The sequence below is a fragment of the Parapedobacter composti genome (assembly GCF_900112315.1).
Lineage (GTDB): Bacteria > Bacteroidota > Bacteroidia > Sphingobacteriales > Sphingobacteriaceae > Parapedobacter > Parapedobacter composti.
Map to the genome: position 1 here is coordinate 96,031 of NZ_FOLL01000007.1, position 19,595 is coordinate 115,625.

12 protein-coding genes and 1 pseudogene are annotated in these 19,595 nt (G+C 50.6%); 3 read left to right on the forward strand and 10 right to left on the reverse strand.

Going from position 1 to position 19,595, the window contains the following annotated elements:
* Positions 1 to 10: 10 nt before the first annotated feature.
* Entirely contained in the window at positions 11 to 763 is a 753-nt protein-coding gene (locus tag BM030_RS09450) for a rhomboid family intramembrane serine protease (RefSeq protein WP_090973345.1), read from the reverse strand.
* A 120-nt stretch (positions 764 to 883) separates the two neighbouring features.
* Between BM030_RS09450 and BM030_RS09455 the strand changes: the two genes are divergently transcribed.
* Genes BM030_RS09455 through BM030_RS09465 form a run of 3 tightly spaced genes read left to right on the forward strand, consistent with a single transcriptional unit; the run spans position 884 to position 6,281 of the window.
* Positions 884 to 1,621, forward strand: coding sequence for an ImuA family protein (locus tag BM030_RS09455; RefSeq protein WP_090973346.1), 738 nt, complete (start codon positions 884 to 886; stop codon positions 1,619 to 1,621).
* A gap of 7 nt (positions 1,622 to 1,628) precedes the next feature.
* Positions 1,629 to 3,131 carry a Y-family DNA polymerase gene (locus BM030_RS09460; RefSeq protein ID WP_090973347.1) on the forward strand — a complete coding sequence of 501 codons (1,503 nt, stop codon included), beginning with the start codon at positions 1,629 to 1,631 and terminating at the stop codon, positions 3,129 to 3,131.
* A 3-nt stretch (positions 3,132 to 3,134) separates the two neighbouring features.
* Positions 3,135 to 6,281, forward strand: coding sequence for an error-prone DNA polymerase (locus BM030_RS09465; protein WP_090973348.1), 3,147 nt, complete (start codon positions 3,135 to 3,137; stop codon positions 6,279 to 6,281).
* A 21-nt stretch (positions 6,282 to 6,302) separates the two neighbouring features.
* Here BM030_RS09465 and BM030_RS09470 read toward each other — a convergent pair whose 3' ends face one another.
* The 9 genes and pseudogenes from BM030_RS09470 to BM030_RS09510 all read right to left on the reverse strand — a co-directional run bounded on the left by BM030_RS09470 (position 6,303) and on the right by BM030_RS09510 (position 19,556).
* Positions 6,303 to 6,572 (reverse strand): hypothetical protein, encoded by a 270-nt coding sequence (locus BM030_RS09470; RefSeq protein ID WP_170845679.1) that lies wholly within the window; start codon positions 6,570 to 6,572, stop codon positions 6,303 to 6,305.
* Positions 6,521 to 6,742: pseudogene (locus BM030_RS20460) on the reverse strand (carboxypeptidase-like regulatory domain-containing protein); the annotation flags it as partial. The pseudogene BM030_RS20460 and the gene BM030_RS09470, both read right to left, overlap by 52 nt.
* A gap of 91 nt (positions 6,743 to 6,833) precedes the next feature.
* Positions 6,834 to 9,095 carry a Gldg family protein gene (locus tag BM030_RS09480; protein WP_090973351.1) on the reverse strand — a complete coding sequence of 754 codons (2,262 nt, stop codon included), beginning with the start codon at positions 9,093 to 9,095 and terminating at the stop codon, positions 6,834 to 6,836.
* Position 9,096: 1 nt separating this feature from the next.
* A complete protein-coding gene (locus BM030_RS09485; RefSeq protein WP_090973352.1) occupies positions 9,097 to 10,032 on the reverse strand; it encodes an ABC transporter ATP-binding protein in 936 nt (311 codons plus the stop codon).
* Positions 10,033 to 10,049: 17 nt separating this feature from the next.
* On the reverse strand, positions 10,050 to 12,320 hold the full coding sequence (locus tag BM030_RS09490; protein WP_090973353.1) for a Gldg family protein: 2,271 nt from the start codon (positions 12,318 to 12,320) through the stop codon (positions 10,050 to 10,052).
* Between the two features lie 70 nt (positions 12,321 to 12,390).
* Complete coding sequence (locus BM030_RS09495; RefSeq protein ID WP_090973354.1) at positions 12,391 to 13,938, reverse strand: PKD-like family lipoprotein; 1,548 nt, start codon at positions 13,936 to 13,938, stop codon at positions 12,391 to 12,393.
* Positions 13,939 to 13,962: 24 nt separating this feature from the next.
* On the reverse strand, positions 13,963 to 14,712 hold the full coding sequence (locus tag BM030_RS09500) for a DUF4843 domain-containing protein (protein ID WP_170845689.1): 750 nt from the start codon (positions 14,710 to 14,712) through the stop codon (positions 13,963 to 13,965).
* Positions 14,713 to 14,719: 7 nt separating this feature from the next.
* Entirely contained in the window at positions 14,720 to 16,180 is a 1,461-nt protein-coding gene (locus BM030_RS09505) for a RagB/SusD family nutrient uptake outer membrane protein (protein WP_090973356.1), read from the reverse strand.
* 10 nt (positions 16,181 to 16,190) lie between these two features.
* Positions 16,191 to 19,556, reverse strand: a complete 3,366-nt coding sequence (locus BM030_RS09510; protein WP_244518818.1) for a SusC/RagA family TonB-linked outer membrane protein — start codon at positions 19,554 to 19,556, stop codon at positions 16,191 to 16,193.
* Positions 19,557 to 19,595 lie beyond the last annotated feature (39 nt).

The following is a 19,595-nucleotide window of genomic DNA, read 5'->3' on the forward strand; positions in this document are numbered from 1 at the left end:
TCGGATACCCTTAAACTCGAATCCGCGATTTACGGATTTTCCGCCTAAAACGGTTAACAAACAACAATCCTACGATAAACCCGCCGATGTGCGCCGCGTATGCCACCCCACCTGCTTGCTCACCTCCCAACGCCCCAAGACCGTTGCTCACCTGGAACACAAACCACAAGCCGATAGCCAGAATAGCAGGCACTGAAATAATGAAAAAGAAAAACCAAAAATTGATACGCTTACGAGGAAAAAGCACAACGTATGCTGCCAAAACCGCGGAAATGGCTCCCGACGCCCCTAAGCAGGGAATGAGCAAATCATGCCCGAGGAAGAATGTCGTGAATACGTGGCACAAGCCGCTCAGCACGCCGCATAGCAGGTAAAAAAGCAGGTAACGGAAGTGGCCCATCCGGTCTTCTACGTTATCCCCGCATATCCACAGGTACAGCATATTGCCAGCCAGATGCCCGATGCCCCCATGCATGAACATGGCCGTGATGAGCGTAAACCAAACAGGAATGCCGGTGGGCTGCAATCCCGGCAACTCGAACGACTCCCCCAGTATGGGATCTACAATAAGCTGGCTGTCAGTAACGATATCCTTTCCGGTCAGAATTTCTGCGGGGATGGTAGCATAAGCATAGGTGAAATAAATATCGTAGCCAAACCCCTGGAGAAAGATAAAAACCAGTATATTGACAATAATCAACAGGTAATTTACAAAGGGAAATGATTTCCGGTCGTGATTCTCGTCTCCGATGGGCAATAGCATAATATACCTTTTATAAAGCTACGAAAATAGAAACATTTTGTTTACAGCTCTTAGCTGTTTATTTGCATACTAAAAATATTAGTATTATCTTTACTGCCCCAATCTGATAACATGGCTGCGATGAGGGTAGATAAACGCGAGATAATGAACCGGTTGAGGCAGGATATCCTACGTTTACAAGGAGATGTTCCAACGGCAAGCTCCGCAGCACAACACATAGGGCTCGGTCCGGTGGAAAAAGCTTTCCCAAACGGTGCTTTCCCTGTCCGCGGTATACATGAGTTCATTTACGGAGGTCAAGAAGAAGCCGCCGCCACAAGTGGTTTCTTAAGCGGGTTGCTCTCCAGGTTCATGAAGGATAGCCGTGTGTGCCTGTGGATTAGCGCGTCAAGGGCACTTTTTCCTCCTGTCCTCAAGGCCTTTGGTGTAGATCCGCACCACGTTATTTTCGTGGATATGGCACGGGAAAAGGACGTTATGTGGGCGATGGAAGAGGCCCTGAAATGCGGTGGGCTTGCCGCCGTGGTCGCTGAAGTACAGACACTGGATTTCATCCAGTCAAGGCGGCTTCAGCTGGCGGTAGAAAAAAGCAGGGTAACCGGTTTTGTAATCCGCAGCACCTCCCAGAGCATCGGGGCCACGGCCTGCGTTGCCCGCTGGCATATCCGGCCAATAGCCAGTGCGCTGGATGAAGGGATGCCCGGCGTAGGTTTTCCCAGGTGGGAGGTGGAGCTGCTGAAAGTGCGCAATGGCAATCCCGGCCGCTGGAAGATGGAATGGGCTCATGGGCGCTTCCTGCCCCTGGCACCCCGGCAGACGCAGCCCCTCATGTCCGGTTGGGACAGGAAATCAGGATAGTTTACCCATGGAAAAACGATATGCTTCGATAGTGTTCCGCCACCTGACAGCAGACAGACTGGCCATCCGGTATCCCGGGTTGCGATCGGTACCGTTTGTGCTGGCAACCCCCATGCATGGCCGCATGGTCATCACGGCAGCTAATGCCCTGGCAGCAGCAGAGGGTGTAATCCAAGGAATGGTAGTAGCGGATGCCAAGGTGTGTCTGCCAAAGCTGGTGGTGATGAACGAACCGCCGGGATTAGCCCAACGGCTGCTCCGGGCGCTGGGCCTCTGGTGCATCCGCTATACCCCCGTCGTAGCGGTTGACCCTCCCGATGGGCTGCTCCTGGATATCAGCGGGTGTGCCCACCTTTGGGGCGGCGAGCGTAGCTACCTGAAAGAAATCGTCACACGGCTGCGGGGCAAAGGCTATGATACACGCATGGCCATTGCCGGCACCATAGGGACGGCGTGGGCGGTGGCGCGTTTCGGCAAGGCAAGTCCCATCATAGCCAATGGCACGGAAGTGGAGGCGCTCCGTCCCCTGCCGCCTGCCGCCCTGCGGCTGGATCCTGATACCGCGGATAGGCTTATCAGGCTGGGCTTGCGTTCCGTGGGCAGCTTCATGGACATGCCGCCCGCCGTATTGCGCAGGCGCTTCGGCGGGGGCCTGCCCGCCAGGCTGCGGCAGGCGCTGGGGCAGGAGGCTGAATACATTGCCCCGCTGCGGCCTGCGCCCCCTTATGATGAACGGCTGCCCTGCCTGGACCCCATCCGCACGGCCGCAGGCATTGAGCTGGCCATCGGCCGGCTGCTGGATACGCTCTGTGCACGCCTGGCCGGCGAAGGCAAAGGGCTACGGAAAGCCGTTCTGAGGTGCCACCGGGTGGATGGCAAAACCGTTCAGGTAACCATCAACACCAGCCGGCCATCGGCCAGCGTGCCGCACCTGCTCAGGCTGTTCCAGTTGCAGCTACCCCGGATTGAGCCGGCTCTGGGCATTGAGCTGTTTGTACTGGAAGCCCCCACGGTGGAAGACACGGCCCCTGTACAGGAAGCCCTGTGGGCCGGAAACCCGGGATTGGAAGACACAGCTTTGGCGGAGCTGCTCGACCGCCTGAAAAGCCGCAGCGGTACCCGCGCTATCCGCCGCTACCTGCCCGCTGAACACCATTGGCCGGAGCGTTCCATCAAGGAAGCAACAACCATCGCCGAACGACCGGCCACGGCATGGACTACCGACAAGCCGCGGCCAGCACGGCTGCTGGCCACGCCCGAGCCTGTGGAGGTGACAGCGCCTATACCGGATTATCCGCCCATGCTGTTCCGCTACAAAGGTGAGGTACACCTTATTGCGAAAGCCGATGGACCGGAACGCATTGAACGGGAATGGTGGATGGAATCCGGCGAACACCGCGACTATTATTGCGTGGAAGACCAGCATGGAAAGCGCTATTGGCTGTTCCGCTCAGGTCATTACAGGGAAGGCGAACCACAGCACTGGTTCTTACATGGATTTTTCGCTTGAAGCATGGGATACACGGAATTGCAGGTAACCACAAACTTCAGCTTCCTGCGGGGGGCTTCTCATCCCGAGGAACTGGTGGAACAGGCGGCAGCGCTTGGCTATACCGCTATGGCCGTAACTGACCGTAACAGCTTTTCGGGCCTCGTGCGGGCGCATACCGCTGCCAAGAAGCATGGTATACGCCTCATCCCCGCCTGCCGGCTGGACCTGCTGGATGGTCCCAGCCTGCTGGCCTACCCCACCAACCGTGAGGCTTACGGACGCCTCTCCTCCCTGCTCACCAAAGGCAATCGAAGGGCCGAGAAAGGCCAATGCCACCTATACAAAGAAGATGTGTATGCCCATAGCGAGGGATTGCTATTCATTGCTGTGCCACCGGAAAAATTGACGGCCACCTACGAGCTGGAACCAAACTATGCAAGACTCATTACGGAATACCGGGAAACGCTGGGCGACCGCCTTTGCCTGGGTGCTGTGCGCACATATACGGGTGATGACACCAAACGGCTGTTCCGTATCCATCAACTCTGCCAGCAGCTGTACATGCCCATGGTGGCAATGAATGACGTACATTACCACTTGCCGGAGCGGCGCGAATTACAGGATGTGCTGACCTGCATCCGCGAAAAATGCACCATCCACACCGCCGGATTCCGGCTGCATGCCAATGCCGAGCGGTACCTCAAACCCCTGGATGAAATGGAGCGCCTCTTCCGGCAGTACCCAGATGCCATCCGCAATGCGGAGGCGGTGGCGGAGGCTTGCCACTTTTCACTGGATGAACTGCAATATGTCTACCCCGAAGAACTGACCTCCGAAGGACGTACCCCGCAGGAAGAACTCGTACACTTAACCTGGGAAGGGGCACGCAAACAGTTCGGGGAGGATATCCCCGAAAAAGTGCGGCAAAACCTCAACCATGAACTGGCGTTCATCGAAAAGAAAAACTATGCCTCCTATTTTCTGACGGTATATGATTATGTGCGCTTCGCGCGAAGCCGTAACATCCTGTGCCAGGGACGCGGCTCGGCAGCCAATTCAACGGTATGCTATTGCCTGGGCATCACTTCAGTAAACCCCACGAAAATCAACCTGCTCTTTGCCCGCTTCATGTCGGATGCCCGCGACGAACCTCCCGATATTGATGTGGATTTCGAGCATGAGCGGCGCGAAGAAGTGATCCAGTATATTTACCAGAAATACGGGCGGCACCGTGCGGCCATCGTGGCTACCGTTACACAGGTACGTGCCAAGGGTGCCATCCGCGACGTGGGCAAAGCCATGGGGCTGTCGGTGGATGCCGTGGGGCGCCTGGCCGGCACCATCGGCAGCCATTGGGATGACCATTTCGACCCGCAACTGCTGATCGCACAAGGCTTTAATCCCGGCGATCCGCTCCTGCGCAAGGTGCTGAAGCTGACCTACCAGTACATGGGTTTCCCACGGCAGTTGGGCCAGCATACGGGCGGATTCGTCATCACGCAGGGTAATCTCCATGAACTATGCCCCATCATGAACGCCCGCATGGCAGACCGCACCTGCCTGGAATGGAACAAAGACGACCTCGAAGCCCTGGGCTTCCTGAAAGTGGATGTGCTGGGTCTGGGCATGCTTACCTGCATCCGCAAGGGGTTTGACCTGGTTAAGCAACATTATGGTCGTGACCTCACACTGGCCAGCATCAATAAGGAGGAAGACCCCAAGGTATACGAGATGATCAGCCATGCGGACACGCTGGGCGTATTCCAGATTGAAAGCCGCGCGCAGATGTCTATGCTGCCGCGCCTGCGACCCCGGGAATTTTACGACCTGGTCATTGAGGTAGCCATCGTCCGGCCCGGCCCCATACAGGGCGATATGGTGCACCCCTACCTCCGCCGGCGAAACAACGAGGAAGCCATAGACTACCCCTCCGAAGAAATCAAGGGCATATTAAAGCGTACGCTGGGTGTCCCGCTATTCCAGGAACAGGCCATGGAAATCGCCATCGTGGCGGCGGGCTTCCTCCCGGAGGAAGCCGATGAACTGCGCCGCAGCATGGCCACCTTCAAAGCTAAGGGAGAGGTGAGCCGCTTCCATGAAAAGATGGTAAGCGGCATGGTGAAACGGGGCTACTCCGAAGACTTTGCCAACCGCGTGTTCCGGCAGATTCAGGGATTCGGCAGCTACGGCTTTCCGGAAAGCCATGCCGCTTCCTTTGCGCTGCTGGTATACGTTTCCTCCTGGCTGAAATGCCATTACCCCGATATTTTTGCCGCGGCGCTGCTCAACAGCCAGCCCATGGGCTTCTACCAGCCCGCGCAAATCATCATCGATGCCCGCAAGCACGGGGTAACGGTGTTGCCGGTAGACGTAAACCACTCCCATTGGGACCATACGCTGGAAGGAGAATTCGGCCAGCGCTACCACGCCTTGCGCCTCGGCTTCCGGCAAGTAAAAGGCATGGGACAGGAGGATGCTGAAACCCTGGTAAACGCCCGTGGCAGCGGCTATGCCTCGGTAACCGCACTGGCCGATGCCGGGGTATCGGCAGCAGCACTGGAACGGCTGGCCGATGCCGATGCGTTCCGCTCACTGGGCCTCGACCGCCGGCAGGCACTATGGAAAATAGCCGCATTGCCCGACAGGCCCCTTGCGCTGTTCGAAGGACAACCGGCAGCTCCGGAGGAAGGCCAGGTAGCACTGCCTCTGATGACCCCGGGCGAACACGTGGTGCAGGATTATGCCAGCACGGCGCTATCACTGAAAGCCCACCCCGTGAGCTTCCTGCGGGAACAGCTAAACCTGCTGCACGTGACACCTACAGGTGCATTGTCTACACTGGCAGACGGCATGCTGGTAAAAGTATGCGGCCTGGTAACCGTGCGGCAACGGCCCGGCACGGCCAAGGGCGTGCTGTTTGTCACCATAGAAGACGAAACCGGCTTCGCCAACCTCGTGGTATGGGGCAAGTTGTTTGAAAAATACCGACGGGCCATCCTGCAATCCCGGCTGCTTATGGCCACGGGCAAACTGCAAATCGAGGGCGAAGTTATCCATGTGATTGTGCACCAATGCTTCAACCTCAACGGATGGCTGCGCGGGCTATCCGCAACGCCAGACAGTCCGGAAGTAAACCAAGTGTTCTACAAGGGCCGGAATTTCCAGTAAAGGCACCGCTGCCTCCTTTGGTCAACAGCCAAAATTACCGAACCGCCATGAACAAGAAAGGAAAACATAGCGCCCTAACACATTGCTGCGGTAATCGCTTACGCCGTTGCGGCTGACAGTGCGGCCGACGTTGGTATTTTGATTTGACAGGTCATGGAATTCCAAGGAAAAAATGAAAATGACAGGCAGAGGCTTTGTTATGGAAAGCTCATCCAACTCAATGGTCTTGGCTTCCAACATTACTTTTCCCATCTCATACTGTTCTCCATTGCTCGGTATCTCGCCTTGCACGCTTTTGACCTTGTACCCAAATGAGTGATGTGCACCTGAAACCGGACATCTTTTACGTTTTTGAAGATAAATTTGCCCTTATCCGAACTGACAGTGGCCAACGTATCACCAGCCGACACCAACCGCACATTGGCTCTGCTCACTGCCGCTCCCGTAGAATCTACCAATGCGCCACTTAATGTGCGGCCGCGGGACTACCCCAGTAATGTAGTGGCTATGAAAAGCGCCGGCAATATACTGACTGCATACCGCATGCCGGAATCATTTTCTTCTTCTTCGTACCAACGTGATACTGCCTGCCGAAACGATAAGTAAAGGCAGGACAGCAAAGAAAACAATCTTTTGGTGATTAACGCCCTTACGGGTTACCTTCACCACGCGGTCTGTTGCCCTATCCCCATTGGGACTGTAAGGATACGCACCATCGGAGAACCACCGGAACAGGCGGTTAATCACAAATGATGCATTTTGAGCTGCGGGCCGTTGAATCTCCGTATTGCTCATAAAGTCGGCATCACCAGACACGATGATACGCTGCTCGCGGCCGCCAACCTGTCTACTGGCCGCCACCAATAACGTGAGCCGCTCCTTACGCTCGGCGACAGGATTAAACTTCACCTTTTCCACTGCGAGATCAAAAGCACCAATCTTATTCCAAGTAGCAACGGAATCAGTCACGAGAATTGGTGTAATCCGGAAACCCGAGGTATCGGCAACACGTATGGCCGCCGTGCCCCGCATACTTATTCTGGCTCCATCGAAAAAGCCGAACCCTAAGCTGTCTGCCTGCCTTGAAAACCGTCCGTATACCAAATCAGGCTCATCATACGCACTCTCCTGCATAACCGTACCCGGCACCAGCTCAACGCCTAACCGACTGGTAATCGGATTGATAGCGGCCTGCTTACCTGGCTCACCAGCTAGCATCAGATTACCGCCACGGTCGATATACCGGTTAATTTTAGCCAAGCTCGCAGCGTCATAAGCCGTTATCGGATCACAAATCATCAATACAGCAATATCCGTTGGTATTTCACCAATTGTATCCAATGCCACGGGCTTGGTATCAAAACCCTGATTAATTAACGACGCACGTATACTCAGTCCTTGCGTGACGACCTGGTAACTTCCATTATCTATCCTGTCTATGGCACGCTCGCCATTAGCCGCTAGCGTCCACACTGTCGCTGCGCCGTCAACCAGCCGCTTGAACGCCGCCATCACCTCACTTTCACCAGGATATTGGAGCATATCATCATACATGCGCAGGGGGGTAACCTTACCTTGATATTCAAGCATCCGCACGAAACCGTTTTCCTCGGTACGCAAGTCCATTGCTCGCCGTATGGCCTCCGGCGGCAATACCTTACCAAAGTCGAATCCGCGGACTTTAGCTACATGGCGGGCCTGTGCTTCCAGTGTCTTGGTGGTATCCAAACCGTACCGCACCGAGTCATAATAATTCACATAAACAAGCTCCATATCCGGCAGGAAGCGTTGATAGCGCTCAAATTGTCGGCGATCAGGAATCCTGTTTTTTGGCTCACCGTACGTTACCTTTCGGTCAAGTAAATTGGTATAGCTGGTCAGGCGAACCGGTCCATTGAGCCTGGCAATCAAATCCTGTGATTTTCGGCTTAGCGTTTGGTCATCCACGCGGGTAGTATCCCAGTACAAGATAAATGAAGGGCGGGAAGCGATGAAAATTACCCCCACCAGTGCAGCCACCAATGCAGTATACGTCCCGATGCGCACAGCCATCGGTCGGCGTTTACGTCCGGCATCCAGCTTCAACATGGCAAGGATTAAAAAGAATACCGTAACAGCAAGGAAATAAATTGCCTCACGGGTGGTAAGCAGCCCGTTAATAATCCCATCCATTCTGCCCGAAAGAGCAATCCAATACGTGACTTCCCGCAAGCCATCAATATTCTGGCCTATGCGTCCCACGTAGTTCAGTGCCGACAAAGCGGCCAGCGTACTAACGGCCGCCACGATGGGGTAGCCCGTAAGACTGGACATGAACAGACCGATGGACAAGTAGGTGCTTAACAACATGAACAAACCAAATGTACCTCCCAACACAAACCCTACGTCCAGCGATTCAACGGACCCCAAGGCCGCTAACATATATACCAGCACCACGCCGCAGAGCAACAGGCCATACCCCATCATGCCAGTAAATTTCCCTAGTACAATCTGTAGGTTGTTCACAGGCGAAGATTGGAGCAGTTTAATGCTGCCACTGCTGATTTCCCTGCTCATCAACCCCATGGTTAATAAAGGAATATAGAGGTACAATGTCTTGGAGATAGCCGTTAGCAGGCCCGTATCTCCCGAAAACAGCGCCCGGGTCAGCGCAGGTAATTGTCGGCCAAGTTGTTGCTGCGTTTCCATTTGGTAGAGCATATCCGTATACGTCATACCACATTGGATCACAAAGATGGCCAGCAACAGCCAAGCAATGGGAGAATAAAATAGCACAGCCAGCTCCAAACGCGCAATTTGAATAATCTTTTGCATGCTATACCTCCTTAGCGGCGTTTTTTGATAATTGAGCAAAGACACCATCAAGAGACGTCTTCTCCAGATAGATTTCTTTAAGGTCCCAACCGTGCTCCAATGCATGGCCGATAACTGTTTTTGTGATGTCTGCGCTCCCTTCAAAACGGCAGCGATACATGCGGGGACCAATAAGCTCCACCTCGGTAATACCAGGTAGCCGTATTTCATCCATCGCCGTTGGAGGCTGATCAAGCGTTACCACGAAACTATTGGGTGCAATGTAATTATTGAAGGCGTACATGGTGTCTGCAAACACTACCCGACCCAGTTCAATCATAATGATATTATCGCACGTTGCCTGAACTTCAGATAAGATGTGCGTGGATAGGATAACGGCCCGTTCTTCAGCAATCTCCTTTATGAGCTTACGAACTTCCAATATCTGATTAGGATCCAATCCGTTGGTAGGCTCATCCAACACCACCAGCTTAGGTTGATGTATAATGGCTTGAGCAATACCTACCCGTTGCTGGTACCCCCCCGAAAGGTTGCTGAGCAGCCTGTTGCTGAAGTGGGTTATGCCACATTTCGCTTTAGCCATATCCATGGCAGCTTTAATGTCGCTTTGGGGCACTGAGCGGAGATAAGCGCAGTGGCGCAGGTATTCATCAACTGTCAGTTCGAGATGCAGCGGTGCTTTCTGCGGAAGGAAGCCTATCAACTTTTTCGCTTCCACCGGATTATCGCGCACACTTATCCCGTCAATGTGGGCATGTCCTTCCGTCTGGTTGATAACCCCGCACAGAATATTCATCGTTGTGGATTTGCCAGCGCCGTTGGAGCCGAGTAATCCCAGTATACCCTGTGAAGGGATTTCGAAATTAATATCACGAATGGCCCAGTCGCGCGTGTAGCGATGAGACAGGTGTTCGATTTTAGCTATGTATGATTTCATGATGGAAATGTTCGGATTTATTTACGTCTTCTGTTAATGATGGTCAGTGCACCCCAAGCAGCCAGCAGGGCTGGCACCACAAAAACCATTGCCGCGCGAATCAGCCCCACTTGCTCCTTTCTGATACGCAATCGGTTATCAATGGATTTAGGTCGCTGGGTATCTGGCGGGTATTTGCCATCACTATACCAGCGCAGCAATTCTGTAGCCAAAGCACCATTTCCGGCCCGCACATTGAAGCGGGCGAATTCCGCTTTACTTAGGAAATCCGCATCGCCCGCCACTAAGATGCGCTGCTGGCGTTCTCCCACTGCGCGGATTACCGCCACTGCCACTGCTTGAGCTACGCGCGTATCCGCTCCCGGCTGGAAAATCGGGCGCTCATTCTTCAGGTCTACCTTACCTAATTTATTCCATACATAACGCCCGTCCGTTTCAAGCACTGGCACCGCCTTAAACCCAGCCGTATCCCGGTAAGAAAGGGCGGTGGCACCGGGCATGGTAATGACTGTATCCGCCGTTTTAGGAAAACCCGTATTCGCCATATCCGAAGCAAATCGGGCCTGGATCAAATCAATTTCAAGCTCAGCACTCTCTTGTAACAGCACCCCTTCGTTGAAAGACACGCCAAAACGCTCAGCAATCGGGTTAAGGATATGCTGCTTATTCGGCTCTCCAGTAAGTAGCAAGTTGCCCCCGTCACGTACGTACTGATGGATGCGCTCCAGTTGCTGGGCATCATAGGGCTGATAAGGGTCTGCAATGATAAGCAAGTCCAAGCTATCTGCATGTAACAGTGGGCTATCCGGCACCACCGTAACCCATTCGGCACCCTGATTAATCCAAGACGATCGGGTGCTACGCACGGTTGTAAACGCCGCGTAGTCCTTATCACCATCGCCGTGTATACTGCGCTCTTCATGCCCCGTGAGCATCCCCGCCCGGAAAGGCCCATCCAGCAACCGCTTGATTGCTGCGATCACTTCCGATTCCTGTGGATAAGCCGCTATGTCATAAAACATCCGCAAGGGTGTAGATTTCCCATCAAGGGTAAGCATGCGCACCAGCATGCCCTGTTCAGGAGTCAGATCAATGTGCTTGCGGAGAGAATCAAGCGACCAGATTCCCGCGATATCGTACCCCCACGCAATGGCTTTGCGCAACGCTTGTTCTTCAATCGGCACATTCGGATCCAGCCGGATAGACGCTGCCGTGTCGTAGTAAACCACGTAGTCCATCTTCATCTGCGGCAGGTAGCGTTCCATCTGTTCCAAATTCGTCTTTTCCAGGTTACGGAATTTCGGAGCACCGATATTCGCATAGCCGCCCAGCACGTTCGCATAGGTTGTAAGCTCCACCGGCCCCGTTACACGCTTAATTACGTCAAGGCTTCGCGGTGTATAAGATTGGGTATCAAAGCGGGTAACATCCCAATAACCACTCAACTGGGGCAGCGAAGTCACATAGCCAAGCGCAGCCACAGCAACCACCAACCCCACGTACCGGACAGTATTGGCCGCGGCCGACCGGATAATACGGCCAGTGTTGAGCTTCATTCCCGTGAGCACAAGAAACAACACAATGATGAGCAAGAAGTAAATGATATCCCTGCTACTCAATAGTCCCCTCAGTGCATAACCGGTGTGCCTATCCATGGCAAACCAATACGTAATGTCGCGCACCACCTCTATTCCCTTGCCCAACTCGCCGATGTAGCTAAGCCCGCCAAGTACCGCCAATGTGCTGATTGCAGCCACCACCTGATAGCCCGTGAGGCTGGAAAAGAACAGACCGATAGCCGCATAGGCTGCAAGCAGCAGAAAAAGGCCGAACAGTGCACTACCAATGAAGCCCCAGTCCAGGTGTTCGATGGCGATAGCACCGATGCACACGTAGACTGCCAAGATAGCAATCAGCATCAGGCAATATCCCAGCATGGCCATATACTTGCCCCATACAATCTGCCGTACGGTTATTGGCGACGACTGCAGCAATTTAATTGAGCCACTGCCGATTTCGCGGCTCAGCAACCCCATGGTCAGCAGCGGCAAATAAAGATACAGGTATTGCCTCATCGTGGCGAAGAAGCCTTTGCTATCGCTGAACACCTCCTGTGTAAGCGAAACGTTTGCAGTCCCTTGCAGCTGTTGTGATGCTTCCCAACTGGCTAAAAAATCGGTAAACGCCACCCCCCCCTGTATGGTAAAGATGACCAATAGTAGCCAAGCAATAGGCGAAAAGAATAAAATACTTAGCTCGGTCCGAGCGATTTGAAGTGATTTTTTCATTCGTAATTGATAAAAAACAGGATACTTAAATAAATAGATTTAGTCTCCTATTTTCATGTTATAGTAGCTATTATCGTTGGGTTGCTGTAGTCAATATACGACCGAAACCGCTGTACCTTTTGATGTTTGCAACATCTATCCATGCTTCCCCTTGATTGATTAGCGGCATAATATATAGCCTTCCTTGGTCACCGTCAAACGTACCCATAATCAATTGCCTGTTGTTGCGACTAAAATAAGGCTCTCCACTAGTCCGCATAGGATAGTCGGCTTGTTGATATACCTTCAAAGAAGTAATTTCCTCGCCAGCCTCTGTTGTATAACGCAACGCGTAAGTGGGGATAGACGTGCCATACATAGCGGCATAGATCTTATTTTTTGTCGCATAAAGTACTACGTTCTGATCGTCCAGTAGCAGAAAAAATTCTGCTTTATCAACTTCCGGCGCGCCAGCAAAGGTTATCAATGCTCTCGGCTTAGACGGGATAACGACCCAATTGACATTATCGTATTCCGCTGCAGCCAGGACATAAAGTGCCAGTTCGCCGGATTGTTCATCTTTTAGCAGGTGGAGAAAGTCGCCATTGGAGTAAACCCCGGCTGCAACATTGATTTTCCGGGGTACGTCATTGGGATTGAAGGGACCATCCGTCACTGCAGGCACCGGTCGGAAAACCCTATCCCCAAAAGATGAAGGGCTTTGCTGATATACGAAGATATCGTGAGATTCGGAATAAAAACTGGTGACTACATTGGGATAATTATTCCAACCATTTATTGCAATATGGGCTGGAATCGGATAAGCGCTTTCAAACGGCAAACCATATTTAGAAATTTGCAGCCAGTTGGCATAAAGCTGATTGTTAATCACCATCATATCATTCTGTACAACTCCGCCCAAAAACTGAGCTCCATAGTCACTTTGAGGTGCATAAAATAATTCCTCGTTTTGTTTATCAAACGTATAATCCAGCGTTTTAATAGTAAACAATGAATTTGATGTGCTGCCTAACATGGTTTGGCCCGAACCTTGTATTTGTGTGAATCTCAATTGTTGCACTAATCCCGGCAATGTATAGCCGTTCACCGATGAAAAGACATTGTAGCGAATGGTTTCCTGGTTGTAATTCGGAGTGACCTGCGGTGACATTAGATGGCTGATATCCGTCGTGGTACCATCATGTGTTTCCGCAATTACCACCCCTTCTCCAACACTATTGCGGATGATAAGCGGCCAGGCAGTTAAATATTCGAGATCCGTTTGTGTATCCGTAATTTTCAACAATAACTGATGACTGTCGCCTGCATCAGTCGGTCTAAATGAAACCTCATATTCGAGTTTTTTTTCGTTGGAGATGGACAGATAATCGATTGACCCAGGATCCGAGTTAATCATCCATTCATAAACCAGATTTTCGGCTGGCAATCCATTCGTGTTGATTTTCGGATCCACAACGAGCGTTTCGAACTGGAACACGTAAATGACCGACTGGCCAACAGTATCCACTTCGACGGCAGCTATCTTATCAGTGTCCAGAGAGCTTAAATCGTCTTTACATCCAGCAAAGACAATAAAGAATAAGCTTATAGAAACTAACCGTTGGTATATTGTTTTCATGTTTTCTGCAAACTAATGGTTACGTTAATCATATTTTGACCGGGTATAATATAATGGCACAATCGGCTGTCCCGCCGCGGCCCCGTCATCGTGCCTTAAGATGTCATCCGGATGGTCGATATTCCATTGCTTAATGTAATCACCGAACTTGGTGCCGAGCACTTCTGCCCCGGCCTGTCCATAAGCCCGAAACTCAGTAGCCGTGAAATTAGTAAGCCCTGTTGTCAACACGAATATGCGAAAGGCCTGAGTACTTCCGGCCGTTGAGAAGAATGTCCGAAAGTACACTCCCCATGTAGGCATGATCGCTTGATTGCTCCAAGTGACACGAAAGCGTTGCTTTTCCTTGATACCAGGCACAAAGTGCTCGTTTCCACGTACCCTCAGGTGAAGCATGGCGATGCTATATTCTAGCTCATCCGTATTCCTAACGTTTACATATAATGTATCTACAAGCTTTCCAGCACCAATTTTACCCCCAAGAATCTGGTATTGAAATGATTCTGCTGTAGTCAACGTATCGTTCACCACCTCTACCTCAAACGGTCTGTCATAATCCACGGCAAATCCGTTAATGGTCATCGGAATTTTGATGGTTGCCTCATCATTTACATCGGTGAGAAAGGAATAGTCAATACGCTGGATATTCCGAACACCTCCATATTCAAATAGAATTGCGGGTAGCGCCGAGAAAGCTTGCGGTTCGGATTTCTCGCATCCAACCATCGAGGACATCAAGAAAACACTCAGAAAAATCAGTTTATTTCGTTTCATCGCTAAATTACTGGATTCGGTTACCAAATTCAATTTCATTTGCCGGATACGGCAGCATATAGATATTATCATCGGCAATAATCTCCGACGAATAATTTGGAATATGCGTAAGCCCTAAACGCTTGTAATAAAAAAACAGTTGTCCCTCACTTACATATTCCTTACGGTATTCCTTCAGCAGTTCCTCGTCAAAAGCCTGCCTGGAAAGGTCATTTGGCAAAAGCGTTGTAATCCGGCGGCTCGCTCTTACCTCATTGAGCAGCCCGATTGCCTTGGGCAAATCACTTGAAGCATAATATTCAGCAGCGATATAGTACATTTCCGGTAACTTGATAAGCGGCATCAGATTATTATCAACGTGTCCGTTGGCTTGCATCAATTTTACGGGAACCATTCCTAACGCCTGTGACTGCAATAAGGTATTATACCGAACATCAACTGCACCAATACCAGGAACGGCAGTTTCATAGACACTTTCCGCAAGCGCATTGGGTATTTTTAACGTATTATAATCTGCTGCGTTCGATGCTGACAAATAAGGATTGACAATATCAGCAAACCTGTCAATATAGAGCGCAAACAAATGCTCTTCGGTCATCGTTTGGTTGACGGTCACGTCTGTCGTTGAACGCAAGAGCATAGCTGGGGATGAAGTAATCACTTCTTCCGCGATAGCGGCAGCTGAAGATATCCTCCCATCCCAACTCAAAACCCTTGCCTTAAGCGATTTAACAGCGAAATAATTCAAACGCAAAGTTCTATCATTATAAAAGCCATCGCGATTTACTTCATTATAATATCCCTCCGGCCGTTCTGGGTTTGGATAAATCGGGTCATCTTTAAGCAGTTCGATGGCACCATCAAGATCTTGCAGCATTAACTGAAGAGTTTCCGCATACCCGCGTTGGGGAATGATGTCATTTTTAAAGGATGTGACATAGGGTATTGCCGGATGGTCGGCTAATTCAGGCCGATGCATCAGGCCAGAACGACCAAATAAACGTAACAGATCGAAATGTAAAAAAACCCTTAATCCCAGAAGCTCTCCTTTCACCAAATTCTTATCGACCGGATTCCAGGGAAAATCTGCCTGTTCAAGATGATATAATGCATTGTTTACATTAGCAATCATCTGATAGGCAGTGTTCCAAACGTTTTGAATTTGGGTTTGGCTCCTTACATGCTCATAGTTGAACTGCTGTATATTGAAGTATCTGGCCAGGTTTTGAAGTCCTCCATATTGCTGCGATAGCAAATCCACTAAATTATAGGTCATGTCCTGCGCATACAGCTCGGCACCTCCCATGCCGATGTATATTCCCATCAATGCATCATGAAAACCGTCTGCCGATGCGAATTGGTGCTCGGCATGAATTTGGTCACTTGCGGTCACATCAAACCATTTTTCGCAAGACTGCAACAGTCCCAAACAACTAATTATCAGTACTGTCATTAAATACTTTTTCATATCATCTGAATTAAAAGGTAGCGGTTAATGAAAACGACATCGTCCGGGAAAACGGATAGCTTGTCCCTCTTTCAATACCAATTGATGAAAATGTTCCCAGTTCGTTCATGTTTAACGCAAGCCGCAAACGCTGAAGCCGGGCAGTAGTCAACCATCGCTGATTGTAAAAATCATAATAAAGATTGGCAGCGCCGATGGTAAGCTCCCTACGATCCTGAACGAAACGTGTGGTCGCTCTTGTAACCTCCTGGGCAGGAGACACTGACCCATTTTCATTTTCTATATTGTACTGGCTCAGGCGCTTAAACAGCGCATTTTGACCGGGGTACAACCAGCGTCCTGTCAATACGCGTTTATCGACATTGTAATTGATATCCACATTCTCTACTCGGTCAACCAAAGTCTGATTGTATAACTGTCCGCCACCTAGATAACGAGCGGACACAGCGATTCCGAAACCGTTAAATTCCGCACTGAATCCCAAAACACCCTGATACTTGGGACGGGCTACCCCCGCTACTATCATGTCATTGGCATTCCACTCGAACGTTGTATTTCCGTCTTGATCCAGGTAGATCTCCAGTCCCGTAGCCGGATCGATTCCCAATGACGGCACCGCCCAGATCGCGTCCATGGACATTCCATCTTGGTATCTGTGCACCGGTCTATTATTTCCTCTATCCGCTGCTCTGGCTTCCATCCGGCTATTGAAGACTTTCATCGCATCCGACAACTCGATGATTTTACTTTCATTGGTTTCAATACTGGCGTTCAGACTGATGAAATTGCGGCCACGTTGCCAAACCATGTAGTTGGCAAAAACTTCGATCCCCTGATTCTTGACCCTACCCAGATTATCCTTTACCGAACTGAATCCAGTTGAGTTCGGCAGACTGACGTCCGCCAACAAATTCTCGGTATACCGTTCATAATAGTCAAACCTAAGCCCAAATCCTTTCACTTTCGCATCCAACCCTATGTTGTAATCGAACGATGACTCCCACTGTAATAATGGATTTGCCATATTGACCAGCTGTGATCCCGGGAAACCCTGATAGAACGATTCGAGTATATATCTATAGGTGGCAATGGAGGCATTTGTATTGAAATTCTGATTGCCAGTTGCCCCCAGCGATCCTCTTACACGCAGTTGTTCAACTACCGGATTATCTTTAAACCAAGATTCATTATGAAAGTTCCACCCCAAACCAGCGCTCCAAAATGAAGCCCAGCGTTTGTCGGCACCGAACTGTGAAGAAGCATTAGCCCGGTAAGTCAAATCGGTGAGGAAGCGGTTATCCCACATGTAAGAAAAAGCAGCCAAGACGCCCATATCCCGAGTAATACCATCAACACCTGTTGGCCTGCTGTTTAATGCGTAATTTCTTGCGAAGATAATATCCCGTAACCGATCACTGGGAAATCCCTCAGCCAAGTAAAGACGTTCACTAAATGATCGCTCACTGATATTGTATCCTAAATTCCCGAACAAATAATGCCTATCAATTTCTTTTGCATAATTGACGTTTAGGTCTCCTGAATAATAAACACTTTTCCCTGTGTTAACCTGATAAGAACCCTTTCTTACCTGATCAGCTCCATAATATGTCTCAAATCTCGTATGGCTACCGGGGTAAAACTCATCGGCATCACTACGTTTCAAATCTGCGCCCGCTCTGAGGGTGGCACGTAATCCTGGGATCATGGTCCACTCTAAATAGAAATTATTTGTAAGGTTCAAATAGCTGCTTTCAATCTTTGAGTTGACAGTGGAGTTGTACAACGGATTAGTAACCCGTGAACCATCCAATAATGTCTCTGCATAATAAGGTATGGTGCCATCTACATTCTCGGCGCGCCAATACGGGTTCATTTTGACATAATCATCAAATGTTCCATAACCGGACTCAACTCCTCTGTTTGAGGTAACGCTAGTTATATTGCGAAACAAAAAATTATCAAGCCGATACGACGCGTTTACACTGCCGCCTACATTACGGCGCCCTGATCCAATCATAACGCCCTTCACGTCATTGTAAAGCAAATCCGTGAGTACGCGAAGGTCACGGTTGCCAAGTTCCACGCTTAATGAGTGTCTTTGTCCAACGCCGTTCTGCAAAGGCTTGGCTAACCAATAGGTATCCAAGCCCTCCAACGCGAGTTTTCTTCTTTGATTATATAGCCGATTTAGATTGACGTACTGCCCAGGAGCGTCGTAGACTCCTGAATTAGCAATATACATCCCGTCAATCACTTCTGCCTGCAACTTCTCCATAGCATTGGTTAGGTTATAACTCGTCAGATCCGGCAATTCCACATTGACGCTGGCGTTGTAGGTCACCAACGGTTTATCGCCAATCATCCGGTTGGTTTCAATAACAATGACCCCATTGGCTGCTTTCGAGCCATACAACGCCTTAGAGGCAGCATCACGGAGGATGGTTACACTTTCAATACGGTTGATATCCAAATCAAAAATTCGCTCGATACTCGCCTCAAATCCATCGAGGATAAACAAAGGTTGAGTGGGGTCTTTGAGGTAATTGCCTTTCATTCCGCCTACTACGTCTTCCTCCAGAATAGGTAAACTTCCGTTGCCCCGCACCTGTATCTGCGGCATGGTATTCGGATTGGAACCCATTTCAAAATTATCCAGCACCATGGAGGGGGAGATATTTTTAAGCGCCTGAAAAACGTTGACGTTGCCCGCACGTTTCAATTCTTCTTTTGTGATGGTCTGTGCGGCGCCGGTATAGCTTTCTGCCTTACGCTGATAAACGCCTGTTATCACAACGTCCTCCAGCAATTCCTGCGACAGCTTCAGGGTTACATTAACCTGCGGCCTGCCACGTAGCGGTTCCGTTAAGGTTTGGTATCCCACCATGGTAAACCGGAGCGTATCATCCAACGATCCCACCGGAACACGGAACCTGCCATAGCGGTCGGTGCGGGAACCAACCGACCGGTAAGTCGCGGAGAAGGCTTCCACGTTAACGTTAGACAGTCTATCGCCATGTTCATCGACGACCAACCCCTCTACGTGCAATTGCTGACGTTCCGTTGGCAACGCTACGGCATACGTACGGGGTTTGGGGGATAATGTCACGATACCGCCATTGATCGACCATGCAATGGGCTTCCCTTTAGTCAACATATCCAGCGTTTGCTCAAGCGAAGCGTCCTTGACAACAACTGATACCGGATCTACGGCCAAAATCCCTTCCTTGTCATAGAAGAAATCGACACCTGTTTGCTTACGGATTTCGACAAGCACATCAATTATCTTCGCGTTGCGCTTATCCAGGGTAATCTGCGCACGCGTCGTTAGCGCACTTACCTGTAGGAAGCAGGTTAACATCAATACAATAGTTTTCATAACTGCGAGTAATTCAAGCCGGCAGGTATAAACAGGTTG